The 19,875-nt window shown below is 71.8% G+C and carries 19 protein-coding genes and 1 pseudogene; 11 read left to right on the top strand and 9 right to left on the bottom strand.

Translation table 11 applies throughout. The features are described from left to right. From AC1DYN_RS26550 to AC1DYN_RS26530, 5 genes and pseudogenes are all read right to left on the bottom strand, one after another. Positions 1-271: pseudogene (locus tag AC1DYN_RS26550) on the bottom strand (tetratricopeptide repeat protein); the annotation flags it as partial. Beyond that, positions 268-1,659: an amidase gene (locus AC1DYN_RS26545; RefSeq protein ID WP_477964694.1), complete on the bottom strand. Its 1,392-nt coding sequence runs from the start codon at positions 1,657-1,659 to the stop codon at positions 268-270. The gene AC1DYN_RS26545 and the pseudogene AC1DYN_RS26550, both read right to left, overlap by 4 nt. Continuing rightward, a complete protein-coding gene (locus AC1DYN_RS26540) occupies positions 1,656-3,137 on the bottom strand; it encodes an ABC transporter substrate-binding protein (RefSeq protein WP_477964692.1) in 1,482 nt (493 codons plus the stop codon). The genes AC1DYN_RS26545 and AC1DYN_RS26540 overlap by 4 nt, the downstream gene beginning before the upstream one ends. Positions 3,138-3,205: 68 nt before the next feature. Next, positions 3,206-3,964, bottom strand: a complete 759-nt coding sequence (locus AC1DYN_RS26535) for an ATP-binding cassette domain-containing protein (RefSeq protein ID WP_477964690.1) — start codon at positions 3,962-3,964, stop codon at positions 3,206-3,208. Beyond that, on the bottom strand, positions 3,964-5,163 hold the full coding sequence (locus tag AC1DYN_RS26530) for a fumarylacetoacetate hydrolase family protein (protein ID WP_477964688.1): 1,200 nt from the start codon (positions 5,161-5,163) through the stop codon (positions 3,964-3,966). The genes AC1DYN_RS26535 and AC1DYN_RS26530 overlap by 1 nt, the downstream gene beginning before the upstream one ends. A gap of 108 nt (positions 5,164-5,271) precedes the next feature. On the opposite strand from AC1DYN_RS26530, the gene AC1DYN_RS26525 reads away from it, so the two are divergent. From AC1DYN_RS26525 to AC1DYN_RS26505, 5 genes are all read left to right on the top strand, one after another. Continuing rightward, positions 5,272-5,712: an RbsD/FucU family protein gene (locus AC1DYN_RS26525; RefSeq protein WP_477964686.1), complete on the top strand. Its 441-nt coding sequence runs from the start codon at positions 5,272-5,274 to the stop codon at positions 5,710-5,712. A gap of 65 nt (positions 5,713-5,777) precedes the next feature. Next, a complete protein-coding gene (locus AC1DYN_RS26520; protein WP_477964684.1) occupies positions 5,778-6,707 on the top strand; it encodes a dihydrodipicolinate synthase family protein in 930 nt (309 codons plus the stop codon). A gap of 25 nt (positions 6,708-6,732) precedes the next feature. Beyond that, entirely contained in the window at positions 6,733-7,734 is a 1,002-nt protein-coding gene (locus AC1DYN_RS26515; protein ID WP_477964682.1) for a sialic acid TRAP transporter substrate-binding protein SiaP, read from the top strand. Further along, positions 7,734-8,195 (top strand): TRAP transporter small permease, encoded by a 462-nt coding sequence (locus tag AC1DYN_RS26510; RefSeq protein WP_477964680.1) that lies wholly within the window; start codon positions 7,734-7,736, stop codon positions 8,193-8,195. The genes AC1DYN_RS26515 and AC1DYN_RS26510 overlap by 1 nt, the downstream gene beginning before the upstream one ends. Next, positions 8,192-9,484 (top strand): TRAP transporter large permease, encoded by a 1,293-nt coding sequence (locus AC1DYN_RS26505; RefSeq protein WP_477964678.1) that lies wholly within the window; start codon positions 8,192-8,194, stop codon positions 9,482-9,484. Before AC1DYN_RS26510 ends, AC1DYN_RS26505 begins: the two co-directional genes overlap by 4 nt. Here the strand turns inward: AC1DYN_RS26505 and AC1DYN_RS26500 are convergent. The 4 genes from AC1DYN_RS26500 to AC1DYN_RS26485 form a co-directional block, all read right to left on the bottom strand. Continuing rightward, positions 9,475-10,596 (bottom strand): ABC transporter ATP-binding protein, encoded by a 1,122-nt coding sequence (locus AC1DYN_RS26500; protein ID WP_477964676.1) that lies wholly within the window; start codon positions 10,594-10,596, stop codon positions 9,475-9,477. The genes AC1DYN_RS26505 and AC1DYN_RS26500 overlap by 10 nt on opposite strands. Continuing rightward, the gene (locus AC1DYN_RS26495) at positions 10,596-11,411 is read right to left on the bottom strand and encodes an ABC transporter permease (RefSeq protein WP_477964674.1); all 816 of its coding nucleotides are present in this window, start codon (positions 11,409-11,411) and stop codon (positions 10,596-10,598) included. The genes AC1DYN_RS26500 and AC1DYN_RS26495 overlap by 1 nt, the downstream gene beginning before the upstream one ends. Beyond that, positions 11,408-12,358, bottom strand: a complete 951-nt coding sequence (locus AC1DYN_RS26490; RefSeq protein WP_477964695.1) for an ABC transporter permease — start codon at positions 12,356-12,358, stop codon at positions 11,408-11,410. Before AC1DYN_RS26490 ends, AC1DYN_RS26495 begins: the two co-directional genes overlap by 4 nt. Before the next feature lie 734 nt (positions 12,359-13,092). Further along, positions 13,093-14,514 (bottom strand): FAD-binding oxidoreductase, encoded by a 1,422-nt coding sequence (locus tag AC1DYN_RS26485; protein ID WP_477964672.1) that lies wholly within the window; start codon positions 14,512-14,514, stop codon positions 13,093-13,095. A 52-nt stretch (positions 14,515-14,566) separates the two neighbouring features. Here AC1DYN_RS26485 and AC1DYN_RS26480 point away from each other — a divergent pair, with 52 nt between their 5' ends. From AC1DYN_RS26480 to AC1DYN_RS26455, 6 genes are all read left to right on the top strand, one after another. Continuing rightward, entirely contained in the window at positions 14,567-15,271 is a 705-nt protein-coding gene (locus tag AC1DYN_RS26480; protein ID WP_477964670.1) for an RDD family protein, read from the top strand. Beyond that, positions 15,268-16,308: a stage II sporulation protein M gene (locus tag AC1DYN_RS26475; RefSeq protein ID WP_477964668.1), complete on the top strand. Its 1,041-nt coding sequence runs from the start codon at positions 15,268-15,270 to the stop codon at positions 16,306-16,308. Before AC1DYN_RS26480 ends, AC1DYN_RS26475 begins: the two co-directional genes overlap by 4 nt. Then, on the top strand, positions 16,298-17,023 hold the full coding sequence (locus AC1DYN_RS26470; RefSeq protein ID WP_477964666.1) for a hypothetical protein: 726 nt from the start codon (positions 16,298-16,300) through the stop codon (positions 17,021-17,023). Before AC1DYN_RS26475 ends, AC1DYN_RS26470 begins: the two co-directional genes overlap by 11 nt. Beyond that, positions 17,013-17,801, top strand: a complete 789-nt coding sequence (locus AC1DYN_RS26465) for a DUF4129 domain-containing protein (protein WP_477964664.1) — start codon at positions 17,013-17,015, stop codon at positions 17,799-17,801. Before AC1DYN_RS26470 ends, AC1DYN_RS26465 begins: the two co-directional genes overlap by 11 nt. After that, a complete protein-coding gene (locus AC1DYN_RS26460; RefSeq protein WP_477964662.1) occupies positions 17,798-19,108 on the top strand; it encodes a DUF4350 domain-containing protein in 1,311 nt (436 codons plus the stop codon). Before AC1DYN_RS26465 ends, AC1DYN_RS26460 begins: the two co-directional genes overlap by 4 nt. 11 nt (positions 19,109-19,119) lie before the next feature. After that, a partial coding sequence (locus AC1DYN_RS26455; protein WP_477964660.1) for an AAA family ATPase occupies positions 19,120-19,875 on the top strand: 756 nt, incomplete at its 3' end.

Genomic DNA, 19,875 nt, shown 5'->3' with positions numbered 1-19,875 from the left:
GCTCGCGCCACGGCGCCTGCGCGGCCAGCTTGTCGGCCGAGCGCAGCGCGAGCCGCGCCTTGCCCAGCAGCACCGGCTCGGTCAGCGACACCAGGAAGTTCGCGCGCATCACCTGCGGCATCAGCCACTGCGGATCGGCGGCCGCGGCGGCGTCCAGGTCGGCCAGCGGCGTGTCGAAGAACGAGGCCATGCGCCACAGCGCGGTCTCGGCGTGCACCAAGGCCTCGGCCGAGGCGGTGCCGACCGGGTTGCCGCGCAGGTCCGTGTTCATGGGCGGGCTGCGGGCCAGGGGCGCTGCGCCGGCCGCAGCTGTTCCCAGGCGCGCGCCAGCTGCAGCACGCCCAGGTCGTCGTGCCGCGCGCCGACGATCTGCAGGCCGATCGGCAGGCCGTCGGCGCTGTAGCCGCAGTTGATGCTGGCGGCCGGCTGCTCGCTCATGTTGTAGGGCAGCGTGAACGCGATGTGCTCGAAGGGCAGCGCCGGGTCGTTGGTCGGGCAGGGCAGCTCGGCCGCGAAGGCCGGCAACGGCGCGGTCGGCGACAGCAGCGCATCGAAGGGCCGGCAGGCGGCGACCGCGGCCTCGCGCATCGCGCCCATCTGGCTGTAGCCGTGGAACACCTGCGCACCGCTCAATCCGGCCCCGCCGCGCGCCCACTCGGTGATGAAGGGCAGCACCTTGTCGCGCCGCGCCTCGGGCAGCGCCGCGATGTCCATCCAGGCGCGACAGCGCCAGAAGCGGTCCATGCCGTCGATCATCTCGCGCGTCATGAAGGGCGCCACCGGCTCGACGATCGCGCCGGCCGCCTCGAAGGCGCGCGCGGCGGCCTCGACCGCCGCCCGCACCTCGGGCTCGACCGCCAGGCCCCAGCCGGCGTCCATCAGCAGGCCGAGCTTCAGGCCGCGCAGCGGGCGCTCCAGCCGGTGCCAGGCGATGTCCTGCCAGGGCAGGCTCGTCGTGTCGCGCGTGTCGGGCCGCGACAGCACGCCCATCATCAGCGCCGCATCGACCACCGTGCGCGTCATCGGCCCGGCGACCCGGCCGGCGTAGGGCGGGAAGATCGGGATGCGGCCGAGGCTGGGCTTGAGCGCGAAGATGCCGCACCAGCCGGCCGGCAGGCGCACCGAACCGCCGATGTCGGTGCCCAGGTGCAGCGGGCCGTAGCCGGCCGCGGCACCGGCGGCCGCACCGGCGCTGCTGCCGCCCGGGTTGCGGCGCAGGTCCCAGGGGTTGCGCGCCAGCGGATGGAAGCTCGACAGCCCGGACGACAACATGCCGTAGTCGGGCATCGTGGTCTTGCCGAGGATCACCGCGCCGGCTTCGCGCAGCCGCGCGGCCGGCGGCGCATCGGCGGCCGCCGGCACCAGCTCGGTGGCGGCAGTGCCCAGCGGCACCGGCGTGCCGCGGGTCGCGATGTTCTCCTTGATCATCGCCGGCACGCCGTCGAGCGCACCCAGCGGCGTGCCCGCGAGCCAACGCGCCTCGGACGCCGCGGCCTGCGCCAGCGAGGCCGCGGCATCGAGCGCATAGGTGGCGCACAGGCGCGGCTCCCAGGCCTCGATGTTCGCCAGCACCGCACGCGTCACCTCGAGCGGCGACAGCGTGCGCGTCGCATAGGCCGCCAGCAGCTCCTGCGCGCTCAGCTGGGCGAGCGCGGTCATTGCCAGCTCACCGCGCCCATGTCGTTGGCGAACACCGGCGAGCTGCTCCACAGCCCCTTCAGCCGCTTGTTGGCCACCATGAACTGCGGCAGCTGGAACAGGAAGGCATTGACCGCGTCGTCGGCCAGCCTGCGCTGCGCGTCGCCGAGCAGCCGCAGCCGCTCCTTCGGGTTGGTGCTGGCGTTGTATTTCACGATGATCTCGTTGTAGGCCTTGCTGTCGTAGCCGAAGTAGTAGGCCGGGTCGGCGTAGACCGCGAAATCCAGCGGCTCGACGTGGCTGATGACGGTCAGGTCGAAGTTGCCCTTGAACGGGCCCGACAGCCACTGCGCCCATTCGACGTTGTCGATCTTCGCGACGATGCCCACCTTGGCGAGCTGGGCCGCGATGATCTCGCCGCCCTTGCGCGCGTACTGCGGCGGCGGCAGCGTGAGCGTCACGTTCAGCGGCGTCGCGACGCCGGCCTCCTTCAGCAGCGCGCGGGCCTTGTCGGGGTCGTACGGGTTCACGCCGGTCAGGTCGACGTAGCCGGCGTCGATCGGCACCATGTGGCTGCCGATCGGCGCGCCGTAGCCTTCCTGGGCGCCGGCGATCACCGCCTTGCGGTCGATCGCCATCGCGATGGCGCGGCGCACGCGCACGTCGTCGAAGGGCTTGCGCCGGTTGTTGATGCTGACGATGGTCTTGCCCTCGGTGCCGCCGATGGTCACCGCGAAGCGCGGGTCGTTCTGGAACTGCCCCAGGCTCTGCGCGGCCTGGAAGCGCGGGATCGCGTCGACGTCGCCGGCCAGCAGCGCGGCCACCTGCGCCGACGGGTCGTTGATGATGCGGAAGGTCACCTTCTTCAGCTTGATGGCGGCCGGGTTGCGGAAACCGTCCCAGCGCGCGAGCGTGACCGACGACCCGCGCGACCAGCCGTCGAAGCGGAACGGGCCGGTGCCGACGGGTTTGGTGGCGGTGGTGGGTGCGCTCTTCGGGTCGAGGATCACGGCGGTGTTCTCGCCGAGGCGGAACAGCAGGTTGCCGTCGGCCTTGGACAGCACCAGGACCACGGTGGACGGGTCGGGCGTTTCGATGCGGCTGATGTTGTCGAAGGTGCTCTTCTTCGCCTTGTTGGTGCTGCCCTCGGCCTTGGCGCGCTCGAAGCTGAACTTCACGTCGGAGGCGTCGAAGCTTTCGCCGTCGTGGAACTTGACGCCCTTCTTCAGCTTGAAGGTGTAGAGCCGGCCGTCGGGGTCGATGCTCCAGCTGTCGGCCAGCAGCGGCGTCACGCTGCCATCGACGTTGATCTTCGTCAGGCCTTCCAGCACGTTGTAGTGGACGATCTCGCCGATCGACGCGGCCGCCGAGGTGGTCGGGTCGAGGCCGGGCGGCTCGAGCGTGATGCCGATGACGGCGCTGTCCTTGCGCGACTGGGCAGCGGCGAGCGCGGCGGTGCACAGCAGCAGCGTGGCGAGGGTCTTGAGGGCGGCGTTCATCGGAAGATGGTAGCCCGGATGCCAATCCGGGAGCGCATGGGCAGGGCCGACCCGGATTGGCATCCGGGCTACGCGGCTGCGACCAGCGCCCTCGTGTACGCGTGCTGCGGTGCCCTGAACACCGCTTCGGAGCTGCCCTGCTCCACCACCCGGCCGGCCTGCATCACCAGCACCTCCTCGCACAGGTGGTCCACCACCGCCAGGTCGTGGCTGATCAGCAGGTAGGTCACGCCGAACTGGCGCTGCAGGTCGTGCATCAGGTTCAGCACCTGGGCCTGCACCGAGACGTCGAGCGCGCTGACCGGCTCGTCGGCGACGATCAGCCTGGGACGCGTCACCAGCGCCCGCGCGATCGCGATGCGCTGGCGCTGGCCGCCGGAAAACTCGTGCGGGTACTTCGCCGCATCGGCGGCGCGCAGCCCGACCGCGTCCAGGGCCTGCGCGACTTGCTGCGCCGCATCGGCGGTGCCGGCCGGCAAGGGCTCGGCCACGATGCGCCCGACGCGCTGCCGCGGGTCGAGCGAGCCGTACGGATCCTGGAACACCATCTGGAAATCGCGCCGCGCCGCGCGCAACTCGGCCGGCGCCAGCGCGTTCAGGTCGCGTCCGTCGAACAGCACCCGCCCGCTCGTCGGCGCCTCCAGCGCCATCGCGATGCGCGCCAGCGTCGACTTGCCCGAGCCCGATTCGCCCACGATCCCCAGGTTGCGCCCGGCCTGCAGCTGCAGGCTGACGCCGCGCAACGCCTCGACCTGCGGCGCCGGCTGCAGCAGCCGCTCGCGCGGCAGCGCGTAGCGGCGGGTCACGTCCTGCAGCTCGAGCAGCATCAATCGAGGAGCTGCCGCGCCGCCAGGCTGCGCATCAGCGCCGTCAACCCGAAGCGCCACGGCGCGATCTCGTCGCAGCGCCGCACCCGGTTCACCAGCCCGCCCAGCGCCGGCGACGACACCGTGACCACGTCGCCCAGCACGTGCGTGAAGCCCTGGCCCGGGCCCAGCCGGTCCTGCGTCGGCGCGAGCATCGTGCCGAGGAACAGCATCACGCCGTCCGGGTACTGGTGGTTCGGCCCGATCGCTTGCGCCGCCAGGTCGAGCGGATCGCGGCTGATCTTCGCCAGCGTGTCGCGGCCTTCCAGCCGGAAGCCGTCCGGCCCTTCGACGCGCAGCGCGATCTCGCAGCGCCGCAGGTCGTCGATCGTGAAATGGCGGTCGAACAGCCGGATGAACGGCGCCATCGCGCACGATGCGTTGTTGTCCTTCGCCTTGCCCAGCAGCAGCGCGCTGCGGCCCTCGAAATCGCGCAGGTTCACGTCGTTGCCCAGCGTGGCGCCCAGCACCCGGCGCCGGCTGTCGATCGCCAGCACCACCTCGGGCTCCGGGTTGTTCCACGACGAGCCGGGGTGGATGCCGACGTCGGCCCCGGTGCCCACGGCGGCCATCGGCGGCGCCTTCGTGAAGATCTCGGCGTCCGGCCCGATGCCCACCTCCAGGTACTGCGACCAGGCGCCCTGCTCGATCAGCACCGCCTTCACCTGGGCCGCCTGCGGCGAACCCGGCACGATGCCGGCCAGGTTGCCGCCGAGGATGCCGGTCAGCGAGCGGCGGATCGCGTCGGCCTTGGCCGCGTCGCCGCGCGCCTGCTCCTCGATCACCCGTTCCAGCAGGCTGGCGATGAAGGTCACGCCGCTCGCCTTCACCGGCTGCAGGTCGCACGGCGCCATCAGCCAGGCCTGCGTGCCGTCGCGCCGGGCCTCGTCGCTGTTGGCCAGCGCCGCCTCGTACGACGCGATGCGCGGCGCCTGCCCGTTGCGCAGCGCCGACTCGATCGTGAACACCGGGTCGTCCAGCTCCAGCAGCTGGCTGCAGGTGGCTTCGACGGTCGACAGGTCGTGCAGGTCGTCGCCGGCCAGCGTCACCAGGGTCGGCCCGGCGCCGGGCACCCACAGGCGGCCGACCAGCGTGGCGCGCTTCGCGTCGTGCGGCAGCGATTCGGCGACGTTCAGGGTCAGGGCATTGGCGAAGCTCATGGCAGGTTCCCGGCGGAGTGGTGATGATGCGCGGAAGGGTTTGTCCCGCTGAAGGCTGCGGGGGCGGCGCCTACCATGGCAAACCGCCCTCTTTCCAAGGATATTGCGATGCTCAAGACCATTTCCCCGCTGCTGACGCCGGACGCGTTGCACGCGCTGGCCAGCATGGGCCATGGCGACGACCTCGCGATTGTGGACGCGAATTTCCCCGCCGCGCAGGTGGCGCAGCAGGCCGGCGCCCGCCTGGTGCAGATCGCCGGCGCCGATGCCCCGGCCGTGCTGCGCGCGCTGCTGCCGCTGTTCCCGCTCGACGGTTTCGTGCCGGAGGCCGCCTGGACCATGCAGGTGGTCGGCGACGCGCGCGCCGTGCCGCCGCCGGTGGCCGAATTCCGCAGCCTGCTGCGCGCCGCCGGCGAGCGCGAGCCGGCCACGCTGGAGCGCTTCGCGTTCTACGAGCAGGCGAAGCGGGCCTTCGTGATCCTGCGCACCGGCGAACAGCGCAAGTACGGCAACCTGCTGCTGCGCAAGGGCGTGGTCGCCCTGGACTGACGACACCGATCGAAAGCGCGAGGGGAGCCGCGCCGGCCCGCTCCCACGACAAGGGGAGATCCATCATGACGAGTCCTGCCGCATCCGCCTCGTTCCACGGCATCTGGCCGGCGCTGCTGACGCCGCTGAAGCCCGACCTGGGCATCGACCACCACCGCCTGGGCCTGCATGCCCGCGCGCTGATCCACAACAAGGGCTGCGGCGGCGTCGTGCCCTTCGGCACCACCGGGGAGGGGCCGTCGTTCTCGGTGGCCGAGCGCCGCGATGCGGTGGATGCGCTGATCGGCGAGGGCGTGCCGGCGGCGCAGATCCTGGTGTCCACCGGCTGTGCCGCGCTGACCGACACGCTGGCGCTGACCCGCCATGCGCTGGCCGTCGGGGCCCACGGCTGCCTGATGCTGCCGCCCTTCTTCCTGAAGAACGTGTCCGACCAGGGCGTGATCGACAGCTACCGCCACGTGATCGACGGCGCGGCCGACGAGCGGCTGCGCCTGTACCTGTACCACATCCCGCAGGTCAGCGGCGTCGGGCTGTCGCGCAAGGTGATCGAGACGCTGAAGCGCCTGTACCCGCAGACCATCGTCGGCCTGAAGGACAGCAGCGGCGACACCGCGCATTCGCTGGCGATGGCCGATGCCTTCATGGAGACGATGACGGTCTACACCGGCCACGAACCCGACCTGCCCGAGCTGGCGCGCCGCGGCAGCACCGGCGCCATCAGCGGGMTGGCCAACTTCATGCCGCACGTGGTGCAGCGCCTGGCCGGCCGGCCCGACGCGCCGAACACGCCGCACGACCTGTCGCGCGTCGAGCTGCTGCTGGCGATGCTCGGCGGTTACGCGCTGACACCGGCGCTCAAGGGCATCATGGCGGCCCTGACGGGCGAGCCCGGCTGGCTGCGCGTGCGCGCGCCGCTGGTCGCGCTGACGCTGGACCGGATGCACACACTGCAGCACGAGCTGAAGCCGATCGCGCTGGACGTCGATGTCGATTGACAACCCAAGGAACCCTGGAGACTGCATGACCTTTGCTTCGCAACGCCGCCGCTTCGCCGCCGGGCTGGCCCTGTCCGGGCTGTCCGCCGTGCCGGCGTGGGCCCAGAACAAGACGCTGCTGCGCATCTCGACCCCCGCCGTGCCGGACGACTGGCACGCGAAGATGTGGACGGTGCTGAAAGACGCGCTCGACAAGAGCGCACCCGGCGAGTTCGACGTGCAGGTCAACCTGAACGCAGCGCTGTTCAAGCAGGGCGCCGAGCCGGCCGCGATGGCGCGCGGCAACCTGGAGCTGGCGTCGATCTCGGCCTTCGACATCGCCAAGCTGCTGCCCGAGTTCTCGATCTTCACCGCCGGCTACGTGCTGCGCGACCCGAAGCACCAGCAGGCGGTGTTCAACGGGCCGATCGGCGACGAGATGTTCAAGCGCGTGTCCGACAAGCTCGACGTCACCGTGCTCGCCACCGCCTACCTGGGCACGCGCCAGGTCAACCTGCGCGACACGCGCAAGGTGACGACGCCGGCCGACCTGAAGGGCGTCAAGCTGCGCATGCCGGGCTCGAAGGAATGGCTGTTCCTCGGCGAGGCGCTGGGCGCGACGCCGACGCCGCTGGCTTTCGGCGAGGTCTACCTGGGCCTGAAGACCGGCACCATCGACGGCCAGGACAACCCGCTGCCCACCGTGCGCGCCGCCAAGTTCTACGAGGTCACCAGGCAACTGGTGCTCACCAGCCACCTGGTCGACGGCGTCTTCATCGCGGTGGCCAACAAGACCTGGAACGCGCTCGGCGCGGCGCAGAAGCAGAAGCTGAAGGCGGCTGCGCAGGCCGCGGCGCAGTACAACAACGACAACCGCCTGAAGGAAGAAGCGCAGCTCGTCGACTTCTTCAAGCACGAGGGCCTGCAGGTGACGACGCCCGACGTCGACGCCTTCCGCAAGGCGGTGCAGCAGGCCTATGCGGCGTCCGACTACGCGAAGGCCTGGCCACAGGGCCTGCTCGAGCGCATCAACGGCACGCGCTCGTGATGCGGGGGTGCAAGCGCGTCGCCGAGGCGGTCGGCGGCGGGCTGTTCGTGCTGCTGTTCGGTGTCTTCATCGTGCAGGTCGTCGCGCGCTTCGGCTTCCAGCGGCCGCTGCCCTGGACCGACGAGCTGGCGGTGGTGCTGTACGTCTGGGTGATCCTGTGGGCCACGGCCTTCATGGTGCCGCAGCGCGAGCACGTGGCCTTCGACCTGGTCTACAACGCGATGCCGGGTGGCGTGCGGCGGGCTTTCCGCATCATGGGCGCGCTGCTGTTCGGCGGGCTCGCGGCGTGGGCGCTGCCGGCCAGCTGGGACTACATCCACTTCATGGCGCGCGAGGGCACGCCGGTGCTCGGGCTGCCGTTCATGTGGGTGTTCCTGCCGTTCGCGCTGATGCTGGCATCGGTGGTGGTGCGCAGCGCGTGGACGCTGTGGCACCTGGCACGCGGCGGGCTGGCCGAATGACGGCCGCACTGTGGACCCTGGTCGGCGTGCTGGTCGCCGGCTTCGTGCTGCGCGCGCCGATCGGCTTCTCGATGATCGCCAGCGGCATCGCCTACCTGGTCGTCAAGCGGCAGGACGTCGGCCTCGCGGCCGAGCAGGTGCTGAACGGGCTGTACAACAGCTACGTGCTGCTGGCGGTGCCGCTGTTCATCTTCGCGGCCAACCTGATGAACGCCGGCACCATCAGCGAGCGCATCTTCGACTTCTGCCGCATCCTGGTCGGGCGGCTGCGTGGCGGGCTGGCGCAGGTGGACATCCTGGTCAGCGTGGTGTTCTCCGGCATGAGCGGCAGCGCGATCGCCGACGCGGCCGGGCCGGGGCTGGTGACGATCCGCCAGATGCTGAAGAAGCCCGAGTACTCGCCCGGCTTCGCCGGCGCGGTGGTGGTGGCGAGCGCGACGCTCGGGCCGATCATCCCGCCGTCGATCCCGATGGTGATCTACGCGCTGGTGTCGGGCAGCTCGGTGGGGGCGCTGTTTCTCGGCGGCGTGGTGCCGGGCGTGCTGATGGCGCTGCTGATGATGGGCGTGGTGCAGTTCATCGCGGTGCGGCGCAACATGCCGCGCGAGGACAAGGTGCCGCTGCGCGAGTGGCCGCAGATCCTGTTCCGCGGGGCCCTGCCGCTGTCCTTGCCGGTCCTGCTGCTGACCGGCATCTACACCGGCATCTTCACGCCCACCGAGGCGGCCGCGGTGGCCGCGCTGCATGCGCTGGTGCTGGCCGGCGTGGTGTACAGGGCGCTCACATGGCGCACGTTGTGGGGCGTGGTGCTGGAGTCGACGCGCTCCAGCGCGGTGATCACGATGATCCTGGCCGGTGCCTTCATGATGAACTACGCATTCACCGCCGAAGGGGTGCCGCAGGGGCTGGCGGCGTGGCTGTCGGGCTTCGATCTCGGGCGCACCTCGTTCCTGCTGCTGGTGAACCTGCTGTTCCTGGTGCTCGGCTGCTTCATGGACATCTCGGTGCTGCTGCTGGTGTTCGTGCCGATCCTGCTGCCGATGGTGAAGTCGCTGGGCATCGACCTGGTGCACTTCGGCGTCGTGGTCGTGCTGAACATGATGATCGGGCTGATCCACCCGCCGTTCGGCATGCTGCTGTTCGTGACCAACGCGCTGACCGGCATCCCGATCAAGGACATGCTGCGCGAGGGCTGGCTGTTCATCGTGATGCTGCTCTTGCTGCTGCTGGCGATGACGCTGTTTCCGCAGATCGTGCTGTGGCTGCCTCAGTCGATGGGCTACAAGTGACCGAACCCGTTGACCGAACCCGTTCGCCCTGAGCCTGCCGAAGGGTCGGGCTGAGCCTGTCGAAGCCCTGGTGGATGTGCAGCCGCACCACCGGCGCGCTGCGGCTGCAACCCTTCGACAAGCTCAGGGCGAGCGGATTCAGGGAGTTGGTCGGCTCGAATGCAGCGGGCCGCGTGACCCGGGCCGATCTCGACGGGCGCCGGCAGGCCCGCGTGGCACGCTTCGATCACCCATCCACACCGATCCGAGAACGGGCACCCGGCCGGCAGGTCGGCCAGCTCCGGCACGCGGCCCGGGATCGTCGCCAGGCGCACCCCGCGCGGCGCGCCCAGCCGCGGCCGCGCGGCGATCAGCCCGCGCGTGTACGGATGGGCCGGCCTCGCGAGCACGTCGGCCGCCGGCCCCTCCTCCACCACCGACCCGGCGTACATCACCAGCACCCGCGCGACACTGCGCGCCATCAGCGCGAGGTCGTGCGAGATCAGCAGCAAGGCCATGCCGGCGTCTGCCACCAGAGTGCCGAGCAGTTCCAGCACCTCGCGCTGCAGCGACGCATCCAGCGCCGTCGTCGGCTCGTCGGCGATCAGCAGCTGCGGCCCGCAGGCCAGCGCCGCGGCGATCATCACGCGTTGCCGCTGGCCGCCCGACAGCTGGTGCGCATGCGCATCCAGCCGCTGCGCCGCCTGCGGCAGGCGCACCCGGTCGAGCAGGCGCAGCGCCTCGGCCCGCGCGCTGCGTGCGTCCAGCCCGCGGTGCACGCGCAGCGGCTCGGACACCAGCTTCCACAGCGGCTGCAGCGGGTCGAGCGCCGTCATCGGCTCCTGGAAGACCATCGCGATGCGCTGGCCGCGCAGCCGGCACATCGCGGCATCGTCCAGCCCGGCCAGCTCGTGGCCGTCGAAACGGATGCTGCCGCCGACCCGCGCCGCGTCGGGCAGCAGGCCCATCAGCGCCAGCGCGGTCATCGACTTGCCGCAGCCGCTCTCGCCGATCAGCCCGACCGTCTCGCCGCGCGCGATGCGCAGGTCGACGCCGCGCACCGCCTCGACCTCGCCGCGCGCCGACGGCAGCCACACGCGCAGGCCGGTGACCTCGAGCAGCGCGGCGTCCATCAGCGCTCCCGCGCCAGGCGCGGGTCCAGCAGGTCGCGCAACCCGTCGCCCAGCAGGTTCAGGCCGAGCACGCTGAGCGCGATCGCGATGCCCGGGTATAGCGCGAGCTGCGGCGCCTGGAACATGAACTCCTGCGCCTCGTTCAGCATGCGGCCCCAGCTCGGCTGCGGCGGGCGCACGCCCAGGCCCAGGTAGCTGAGGGCCGCCTCGGCCAGGATGGCGACCGCGAACTGGATCGTCGCCTGCACGATCAGCACCGCCGCGATGTTGGGCAGCACATGGTCGCGCGTGATCTGCAGGCGGTTGCGCCCGCAGGCGCGCGCCGCCAGCACGAAGTCGCGCGACCACACCGCGCCGGCCGCGGACCGGCTGATGCGCGCGAACACCGCCAGGTTGAACAGCCCGATCGCGGCCACCGCGGTCGACACGCCCGGCCCATACAGCGCCGCCAGCATCAGCGCGGTCAGCAGCGCCGGGAACGCGAAGCTGAAGTCGGCGCAGCGCATCAGCAGCTCGTCGAGCCAGCCGCGCCGCGCCGCCGCCAGCAGGCCGAGCGCGGTGCCGGACAGCGCGCCGAGCCCGACCGCGGCCACCCCCACCAGCAGCGAGGTGCGCGCGCCCGCCAGCAGCAGCGACGCGATGTCGCGCCCCAGGCTGTCGGTGCCCAGCCAGTGCGCGGCCGACGGCAGCAGCAGCTTGTTCGGGATGTCGATCTCGGCCGGCGGGTACGGTGTCCACGCCAGCGACACCAGGACGGCCGTGAGCCACAGCGCGACCAGCACGCCGCCAGCGACGAAGCTCGGGTGGCGCCTCATCGGTGCGCCGCCTTCAGCCGCGGGTCGAGCGCGGCGAGCAGCAGGTCGACCGCGAAGTTGATCGCGATCACCGCGGCGGCGAACAGCATCACGACGTCCTGCACCACCAGCAGGTCGCGGTTGGCGATCGCCTGGAACACCAGCAGGCCCAGGCCCGGCAGCGCGAACACCTTCTCGACGACGATCGCGCCGGTGATCAGGTTGGCGAACTGCAGCCCCATCACCGTCAGCACCGGCACCAGCGCGTTGCGCAGCACATGGCGCCACAGCACCGCGCGCCGCGTGAGGCCGTGCGCGCGGGCGGTGCGCACGAAGTCCTCGCGCATCACCTCCAGCACCGCGCTGCGCGTCACGCGCGCGAGGATGGCGGCCTGCACCGCCGCCAGCGCGACCGCCGGCAGCAGCAGCGAGCGCAGCGCCGGCACCGCGCCGTCGTCCCAGCCGGCGAAGCCGCCGGCCGGAAACCACTGCAGCTTCACCGCGAACACCAGGATCAGCAGGATCGCGAACCAGAAGTTCGGCACCGCCATGCCGAGCTGGCTGAGCGCCATCACGCCGGCATCGCCGAGGCGGCGGTGCCGGGCGGCGGCATACACGCCGAGCGCGAGCGCGGCGAGCGTCGTGAAGGCCATCGCGACCAGCGCCAGCGGCAGCGTGACCTGCAGCCGCTCGGCGATCAGCTCGGCGACCGGCGTGTCGTAGGCCACGCTGTGGCCCAGGTCGCCGCGCGCGAGGCCGGCCAGCCAGCGGGCGTAGCGCACCGGCGGCGGCTGGTCGAGGCCGAGCTGGCGGTTCAGCGCCTCGAGCGCTTCGGGCGTCGCCGTGGTGTCCAGTCGCACGTCGGCCGCGCTGCCGGGCAGCAGCGACAGCAGCGCGAAGATCAGCGCCGAGGCGGCCAGCAGCGTCGCGAGGAAGCCGGCACTGCGCTTGAGCAGGAAGAGGCTGATGGGCGCACTCCCTCAGGAAGCAGCGAGGGACCGTTTGCGCTGCGCGCGCCGGCAGCGCCGGTGCGCATCCACCGTGGCCTCGACAGGCTCGGCCTGGCCCTTCGACAAGCTCAGGGCGAACGGGGTTTGTGTGGCGAACGGGGATGGGAGCCGTTCGCCCTGAGCAGGGACAGAGCTTGTCGAAGGCCCGTGTCGAAGGGATGCAGCCGAAGCGTGCCGGCGGCGCCGGTGCTCGTCCACCGTGGCCTCGACAGGCTCGGCCCGGCCCTTCGACAAGCTCAGGGCGAACGGGGTTTGTATGGCGAACGGGGATGGGAGCCGTTCGCCCTGAGCAGGGACTGAGCTTGCCGAAGGCCCGTGTCGAAGGGATGCAGCCGAAGCGTGCCGGCGGCGCCGGTGCGCATCCACCAGGGCTTCGACAGGCTCGGCCCGGCCCTTCGACAAGCTCAGGGCGAACGGGGTTTGTGTGGCGAACGGGGATGGGAGCCGTTCGCCCTGAGCAGGGACTGAGCTTGCCGAAGGCCCGTGTCGAAGGGATGCAGCCGAAGCGTGCCGGCGGCACCGGTGCTCGTCCACCGTGGCCTCGACAGGCTCGGCCCGGCCCTTCGACAAGCTCAGGGCGAACGGGGTTTGTATGGCGAACGGGGCTTGTGCGGCGAACGGGTTCTTTGTGGCGAGCGGGTTCTTTGTGGCGAGCCGGGTTCGTGCGCTCATTTCCGCGCCGTTTCGAGTGTTCACAGTGTGAAGATCTTGCCCGGGTTCATGATGTTCTTCGGGTCGAGCGCGCGCTTGACGGTGCGCATCATGTCGACCGCGCCGGCCCCCGCCTCGCTGACCAGGAAGCCCATCTTGTGCAGCCCGATGCCGTGCTCGCCGGTGCAGGTGCCGTCCAGCCGCAGCGCGCGCTGCACCAGCTGCAGGTTCAACCGCTCGGCGGTTTCGCGCTCCTCGGGCTTGTCGGGGTCGATCAGGTAGGCGAGGTGGAAGTTGCCGTCGCCGACGTGGCCGACGATGTAGTACATCAGCCCCGAGGCCTCGACCTCGGCGACGCTGTCGTTGATGCACTCGGCCAGGCGCGAGATCGGCACGCAGGTGTCGGTGGTGACGGTGCGGCTGCCGGGCTTCATCTGCAGGCCGGCGAAGTAGGCGCGGTGGCGCGCCGTCCACAGCTTCGTGCGCTCTTCCGGCGTGGTCGCCCACTGGAAGCCCTCGCCGCCGAACTCGGACGCGATCTCCTGTACCGTGGCCGCCTGCTCGGCCACGCTCGCCGCGCTGCCGTGGAACTCCATCAGCAGCAGCGGCGACTCGGGCAGCACCAGCTTGTCGTGCCGGTTCACCGCGCGCACCGCATGGCTGTCGAGCAGCTCGCAGCGCGCGATCGGCACCCCCACCTGGATCAGCTGGATGGTGGTGCGCACCGCGGCGTCGATGCTCGGGAAGCTGCAGGTGGCGGCCGAGATCGCCTCGGGCAGCGGGTACAGCTTCAGCGTGATCTCGGTCATCACGCCCAGCGTGCCTTCGCTGCCTACCATCAGCCGCGTCAGGTCGTAGCCGGCCGACGACTTGCGCGCCCGCGTGCCGGTGTGGATCACCTCGCCCTGCGGCGTGACGACGGTGAGCGCCAGCACGTTGTCGCGCATCGTGCCGTAGCGCACGGCGTTGGTGCCGCTCGCGCGCGTCGCGCTCATGCCGCCCAGCGTCGCGTCGGCCCCCGGGTCGATCGGGAAGAACAGGCCCGCATGGCGGATCTCGTTGTTCAGCTGCATGCGCGTGACGCCGGCCTGCACGGTGACGTTGAGGTCTTCCGGCCGCACCGACAGGATGCGGTTCATGCGCGTCAGGTCGATGCTGACGCCGCCCTGCACCGCCAGCAGGTGGCCTTCGAGCGACGAGCCGGCGCCATAGGGGATCACCGGCACCGCGTGCGCATCGGCCAGCCGGACCACCTCGGCCACCTCTTCGGTGCTCTCGCAGTACACCACCACCTCGGGCGGCGGCACGTCGAACGGCGACTCGTCGCGGCCGTGCTGCTGGCGCACCGCCAGCGCGGTGGAGCAGCGCTCGCCGAAACGCGCCTTCAGCGCCTCGACCATCGCGGCCGGCACCGGACGCGGATCGAGCTGGGGCAGCAGGTGGGCGGGAATGGGTGCGTTCATGGGGAGACCTCCGACGGCGAAGCCGATTCTGCACCTAGAATCCGCGCCACCTGTGCCGCTCGATACGCTGACCACCGCCGAAACGCCCGAGGGCATTGCGCTGCCGCTGCGACCGGCGGGCCTGGTGCCGCGCTTCCTCGCGTTCGCGGCGGATTTCGGCCTCCGCATCGTCATCTTCTTCATCGCGTCCATCGCGCTGAACTGGGGCGGCGGCCTGGGCGCCGGGCTGCAGCTGATGGTGTATTTCCTGCTCGAGTGGTTCTACCCGGTGGTGTTCGAGCTCAGCCTGCGCGGCGCGACGCCCGGCAAGCGCATGCTGGGACTGCAGGTGGTGATGGACTCGGGCCTGCCGGTGACGCCGGCCGCGTCGATCATCCGCAACCTGCTGCGCGCCGCCGATTTCATGCCCTTTCTCTACACCTTCGGCGTGCTGGCGATGCTGTGGCGGCCCGACTTCAAGCGCCTGGGCGACATGGCGGCCGGCACGCTGGTGGTGCACGCCGGCACGGTGGAGCTGCACGGCGCGCTGCCCGACGCGCCGCCGCGCCCCCCGGCGCGGGCGCTCGCGCTGCGCGAGCAGGCGGCCATCGTCAATTGGGCGATGCGCGCGAAGCGGCTGACGCCGGCGCGCTTCGACGAGCTGGCGGTGCTGGCGCAATCGGCCACCGGCGACGAGGGCACGCGCGAAGACGCCAGCCAGCGCCTGCTGGGCGTCGCGCACTGGCTGCTGGGCCGGCGCGGGGACGGCGCGCGATGACGCCGCTGCAGTTCGAGACCGCCCATGCGCCGCAGTGGGACGAGCTGCAGGCGATGCTGGAGCGCGCCGAGGGCTCGCCGGCGCGCAAGCGCGCCGACAGGAAGGCGGACAAGAAGAAGGGCGCGATCGACGGCGCCCGCCTCAGCGTGCTGTACCGCCGCGCCTGCGAGCACCTGGCGCTGGCACAGGCGCGCGCCTACCCGATCGGCATGACGCAGCGCCTCGAAGAGCTGACGCGCCGCGCGCACCAGCTGATCTACCGCCGCCACGAGCCCGGCTTCGGCATCGGGCGGCTGCGCCGACTGGTGCTGGTCGACATCCCGCAAAGCGTGCGCGCGCACCGCGGCTACCTGCTGGTGGCGACGCTGCTGTTCCTGGTGCCGACGCTGCTGGTGGGCTGGGCCTGCTGGCGCGACCCGGGCTTCGTGCTGCACCTGATGGACGCCGATCAGGTGCGCAACTTCGACCAGATGTACGGCCCCGGCCCCGGTTCGATCGGCAAGCCGCGCAGCGCCGACACCGACTGGCAGATGTTCGGTTTCTACATCCAGCACAACATCGGCATCGGCTTCCAGTGCTTCGCGGGCGGGCTGTTCGGCGGGCTCGGCAGCGTGTTCTTCCTGGTCTTCAACGGGCTGCAGGGCGGCGCCGTCGCCGGCTACCTGACGGCGCGCGGCTACAGCACCGATTTCTATTCCTTCGTCGTCACGCACTCGGCCTTCGAGCTGACGGCCATCGTGATGTCGGGCGCCGCCGGGCTGCGCATCGGTCATGCGCTGCTCGCGCCGGGCCGGCGCACGCGGCTGGCTGCGCTGCGCCATGCGTCGGCCGATGCCATCGTCGTGATGTACGGCGTGATCGCCTTCCTGCTGATCGCCGCCGCGGTCGAGGCCTTCTGGTCGTCGGCGCGCTGGGTCGCGCCCGAGGTCAAGTACGGCGTCGGCGCGGCGTGCTGGGCGCTGGTGATCGCCTACCTGGGCTGGCAGGGACGGCCGCGCGCGGCCATCGACGCCAAGGGGACGCCTGATGCAGGTTGACGCGATCGCGCTCGAGCTGCGGCCGCGCCCGATGCACGAGGCCGGCGACCTGGGCGTGCGGCTGGTGCAGGCCAATGCGCGCTCGGTGTGGGCCACCTGCACGCCGGTGTTCCTGGCGGTGTTCGCGCTGTCGCTGTCGAGCTTCGAGATCGCCGGCTGGCTGCCCAGCCTGCTGATCTTCTGGCTCAAGCCCTGGCTCGACCGCAGCGTGCTGTTCGTGCTGTCGCGCGCTGCCTTCGGCCAGTCGACCCGCTTCGTCGACCTGTGGCAGGCGCAGCGCAGCATCTGGTGGGGCCAGCTGTTCAGCACGCTGCTGTGGCGCCGGCTGTCGCCGTGGCGTTCGTTCACGCAGCCCATCTACCAGCTCGAAGGGCAGCGCGGCAAGGCCAACCGGCAGCGCCGCGCGCAGCTGCTGCGCTCGCAGCGCGGCGCGGCGACGGCGATGCACCTGGCGTTCGCGCATGCCGAGGCCTTCCTGTGCTTCGGCCTGTTCGCCTTCGCGTTCCTGCTGGTGCCCGAGGGCCTGCGCGGCGAGGGCTGGAACTGGCTGAAGGGCGAGGGCGGGTCGGCCGCGTTCGCGACGGCCGCCGGCTACGCGCTGGTGGTGCTGGTGCTGGAGCCGTTCTACGTCGGCGCCGGCTTCGCGATGTACCTGAACCGCCGCGTGCAGCTCGAGGCCTGGGACATCGAGCAGGAGTTCCGCCGTGCGTTCTAGCGCGGCATGGTTGCTGGCGGCGGCGCTGCTCGGCACGGGCGCGGCGCGGGCGCAGGACGGGCCGCCGGCGGCGGCCTCGGCGCCCGCCGTCGCGGTGGATCCCGACCGGCCCTCGCGCGACGCGATCGAGGCCGAACTGGCGACGCTGCGCAAGGATCCGCGCTTCGGCGGCACGAAGACGGAGAAGACCTGGCGCCTCAAGCCCCGGGAGCCGGACCAGGCCAAGCCGCCCGAGCGCGGCGGCATGCCCGGCTGGCTGGCCTGGTTGCGCGATTTCGTGGGCTGGGTCACCTCGGTCGGCCGCGTCGTCGTGTGGGCGGTCGGCGCGCTGCTGGTGGCCCTGCTGCTGGTCGGCCTGCGGCACTGGATCCGCGAGCGTGCCGGCGCCGCGCCGCAGCGGCCGGCGGCGCTGCCCAGCCACGTGCGCGACCTCGACATCCGCCCCGAGAGCCTGCCGGCCGACATCGGCGCGACCGCGTCGGCGATGTGGCTGCGCGGCGAGCACCGCGCGGCGCTGTCGCTGCTGTACCGCGGCGCGCTGTCGCGCCTGGTGCATGCGCACCAGCTGCCGATCCGTGCCGCCAGCACCGAGGGCGAGTGCGTCGCGCTGGCGCGCCGCGCGCTGCGGCCGGTGGGCGCCGACTACGTCGCGCGGCTGGTCGCTGCATGGCAGCTGGCGGTGTACGGCGGGCGCCTGCCGGAGACGCCGGCGGTGGTCCAGCTGTGCAACGAGTTCGACGGGCTGCTGGGCGTGCCGTCGCCGGGAGTGGCGGCATGAGCTGGCTCAACCGCGACAACCTGCTGCGCCTGGGCGTGGCCCTCGCGCTGGCCGGCGGCGTTCTGTGGCTCGCATCGTGCACCGAGTGGGTCGACACCGAGGTGCCGACGCCGCAGAGCGACGAGGCCGCGAAGAACGACATGCTCGCGCTGCAGGACCTGGCGCGCCGGCTCGGTGCGAAGGTCGAGACGCCCAGGGGCTTGTCGCGCATGCCGCCGGCGCGTGCGACGGTGTACCTGGCGACCTGGCAGTGGGGCATCTTCCCCGGCCGCGGCGAGCGCCTGCGCGAATGGGTCGAGCAGGGCGGGCAGCTGGTGCTGCCGGGCACCGACCTGAACGAATCGCAGCTGGCCGCGTGGCTGCCGGTGCGCTCGCAGACGCCGGCACGCACGGCGCGGCCCGCGCCGGCCGCCTCGGCGCCGGACGAAGACATGGACGAGCCGGACGACGATGAAGAAGCGCCGGCGCCCGCTCCCCCCGCGCCCGCCGCATCGCGGCCGTCGCGCGGCGGCACGCCGGACGTCGACCAGATCCTGAAGCGGCTGCGCGAGGGCCCGGCCTGCCGCTCCGTCGGCGAACCCGAATCGGTGGCGCCGGCCTTCCCGCCGGCGCGCCGCTTCATGAGCTGCGCGCGCGAGCCCTGGCCGCGGCTGCAAGCCAAGGTGCCGGCCAGCTGGCAGCTCGACGACGCGAGCGGCATCGAGGTGCTGCGCGTGCCGTACGGCCGCGGCAGCGTCACCGTGCTGGCCGGCTGGGACCTGCGCGGCAACAAGCAGCTGACGCGCGGCGACAACGGCCTGATCGCCGCGGCCGCGCTGCAGCTGCGTCGCGGCCAGGTGCTGTGGATCGTCGACGAGGAATCGCGCACGCCGCTGATGCGCTGGCTGTGGCAGACCGGCGCGGCGGCGCTGCTGCTGTGCGGGCTGGCGCTGCTGCTGGCGTGGTGGCGTGCGGCGCCGCGCTTCGGCCCGCTGGTGGTGGCGCTGCCGGCCGGGCGGCGCTCGATGGCCGAGCAGGTCACCGGCACCGCGCGCTTCCTGTGGCGCCACGGCCCGCTCGGCCTGCATGCCGCGCAGCTGCGCGCGCTCGACGAGACCGCGCGCCTGCACGTGATGCGCTACGACCAGCTCGAACGCAGCGCGCGGGCCGCCGCCATCGCCCGGCTGACGGGGCTGGATGCCGCCGCGCTCGGCCTGGCGCTGGACCGCGGCATCCCGCGCCGCCGCATCGACCTGCCGCCCACGCTCGAACTGCTCGAAACCGCGCGCCGCCGCCTGGCCGAGCGCGTGCCGGCCCCTGTTTCCTGAGGACCCGTCCCATGCAAATCAAACCCACCGACCTGGCGCGTGCCGCCGAACTGCTGAACGAACTGCGCCTCGAGGTCGGCAAGGCCGTCGTCGGCCAGCAGCTCGCGGTCGACCAGATCCTGGTCGCGCTGATGGCCAGCGGCCATGTGCTGATCGAGGGCGTGCCGGGCCTCGGCAAGACGCTGCTCGCGCGCACGCTGGCCAAGGCCCTGACGCTGAGCTATGCGCGCGTGCAGTTCACGCCCGACCTGATGCCGTCCGACATCACCGGCCACTCGGTGCTGGAGGCGCGCGGCGAGCCCGGTGCGCCGGTGGGTGCGCTGCGCGTGCACCGCGGGCCGGTCTTCACCAACCTGCTGCTGGCCGACGAGATCAACCGCGCACCGGCCAAGACGCAGAGCTCGCTGCTGGAAGTGATGCAGGAGTACCAGGTGACGATCGAGGGCCAGACGCTGCCGCTGGCCAAGCCCTTCATGGTGCTGGCCACGCAGAACCCGGTCGACACCGAGGGCACCTACCCGCTGCCCGAGGCACAGCTCGACCGCTTCCTGTTCAAGATCGACGTCGGCTACCCGTCGCAGGAGGAAGAGACCTCGATCGTGCGCCGCACCACCGAGCAGCTGACCGGCGACCAGTTCCCGCTCGACGCCATCCAGCCGCGGCTGGACGAGCGCTCGGTGCTGGCGCTGCAGCGCATGGTGTCGTTCGTCCGCGTCGACGACCGGGTGGTCGACTACGCGGTGCGGCTGGCGCGCACCACCCGGGTG

The organism is Rhizobacter sp. P2_D12, from assembly GCF_056404395.1.
The sequence above is the reverse complement of the archived record's forward strand: the minus strand, read 5'-3'. Positions and strand labels throughout refer to the sequence as shown.

What these genes read in the sequence shown, in the direction of transcription:
- AC1DYN_RS26545 (WP_477964694.1), bottom strand. Translation starts at nt 1,659, where the DNA reads ATGACCGCGCTCGCCCAGCTGAGCGCGCAGGAGCTGCTGGCGGCCTAT.
- AC1DYN_RS26540 (WP_477964692.1), bottom strand. Translation starts at nt 3,137, where the DNA reads ATGAACGCCGCCCTCAAGACCCTCGCCACGCTGCTGCTGTGCACCGCC.
- AC1DYN_RS26535 (WP_477964690.1), bottom strand. Translation starts at nt 3,964, where the DNA reads ATGCTGCTCGAGCTGCAGGACGTGACCCGCCGCTACGCGCTGCCGCGC.
- AC1DYN_RS26530 (WP_477964688.1), bottom strand. Translation starts at nt 5,163, where the DNA reads ATGAGCTTCGCCAATGCCCTGACCCTGAACGTCGCCGAATCGCTGCCG.
- AC1DYN_RS26525 (WP_477964686.1), top strand. Translation starts at nt 5,272, where the DNA reads ATGCTCAAGACCATTTCCCCGCTGCTGACGCCGGACGCGTTGCACGCG.
- AC1DYN_RS26515 (WP_477964682.1), top strand. Translation starts at nt 6,733, where the DNA reads ATGACCTTTGCTTCGCAACGCCGCCGCTTCGCCGCCGGGCTGGCCCTG.
- AC1DYN_RS26510 (WP_477964680.1), top strand. Translation starts at nt 7,734, where the DNA reads ATGCGGGGGTGCAAGCGCGTCGCCGAGGCGGTCGGCGGCGGGCTGTTC.
- AC1DYN_RS26505 (WP_477964678.1), top strand. Translation starts at nt 8,192, where the DNA reads ATGACGGCCGCACTGTGGACCCTGGTCGGCGTGCTGGTCGCCGGCTTC.
- AC1DYN_RS26500 (WP_477964676.1), bottom strand. Translation starts at nt 10,596, where the DNA reads ATGGACGCCGCGCTGCTCGAGGTCACCGGCCTGCGCGTGTGGCTGCCG.
- AC1DYN_RS26495 (WP_477964674.1), bottom strand. Translation starts at nt 11,411, where the DNA reads ATGAGGCGCCACCCGAGCTTCGTCGCTGGCGGCGTGCTGGTCGCGCTG.
- AC1DYN_RS26485 (WP_477964672.1), bottom strand. Translation starts at nt 14,514, where the DNA reads ATGAACGCACCCATTCCCGCCCACCTGCTGCCCCAGCTCGATCCGCGT.
- AC1DYN_RS26475 (WP_477964668.1), top strand. Translation starts at nt 15,268, where the DNA reads ATGACGCCGCTGCAGTTCGAGACCGCCCATGCGCCGCAGTGGGACGAG.
- AC1DYN_RS26470 (WP_477964666.1), top strand. Translation starts at nt 16,298, where the DNA reads ATGCAGGTTGACGCGATCGCGCTCGAGCTGCGGCCGCGCCCGATGCAC.
- AC1DYN_RS26460 (WP_477964662.1), top strand. Translation starts at nt 17,798, where the DNA reads ATGAGCTGGCTCAACCGCGACAACCTGCTGCGCCTGGGCGTGGCCCTC.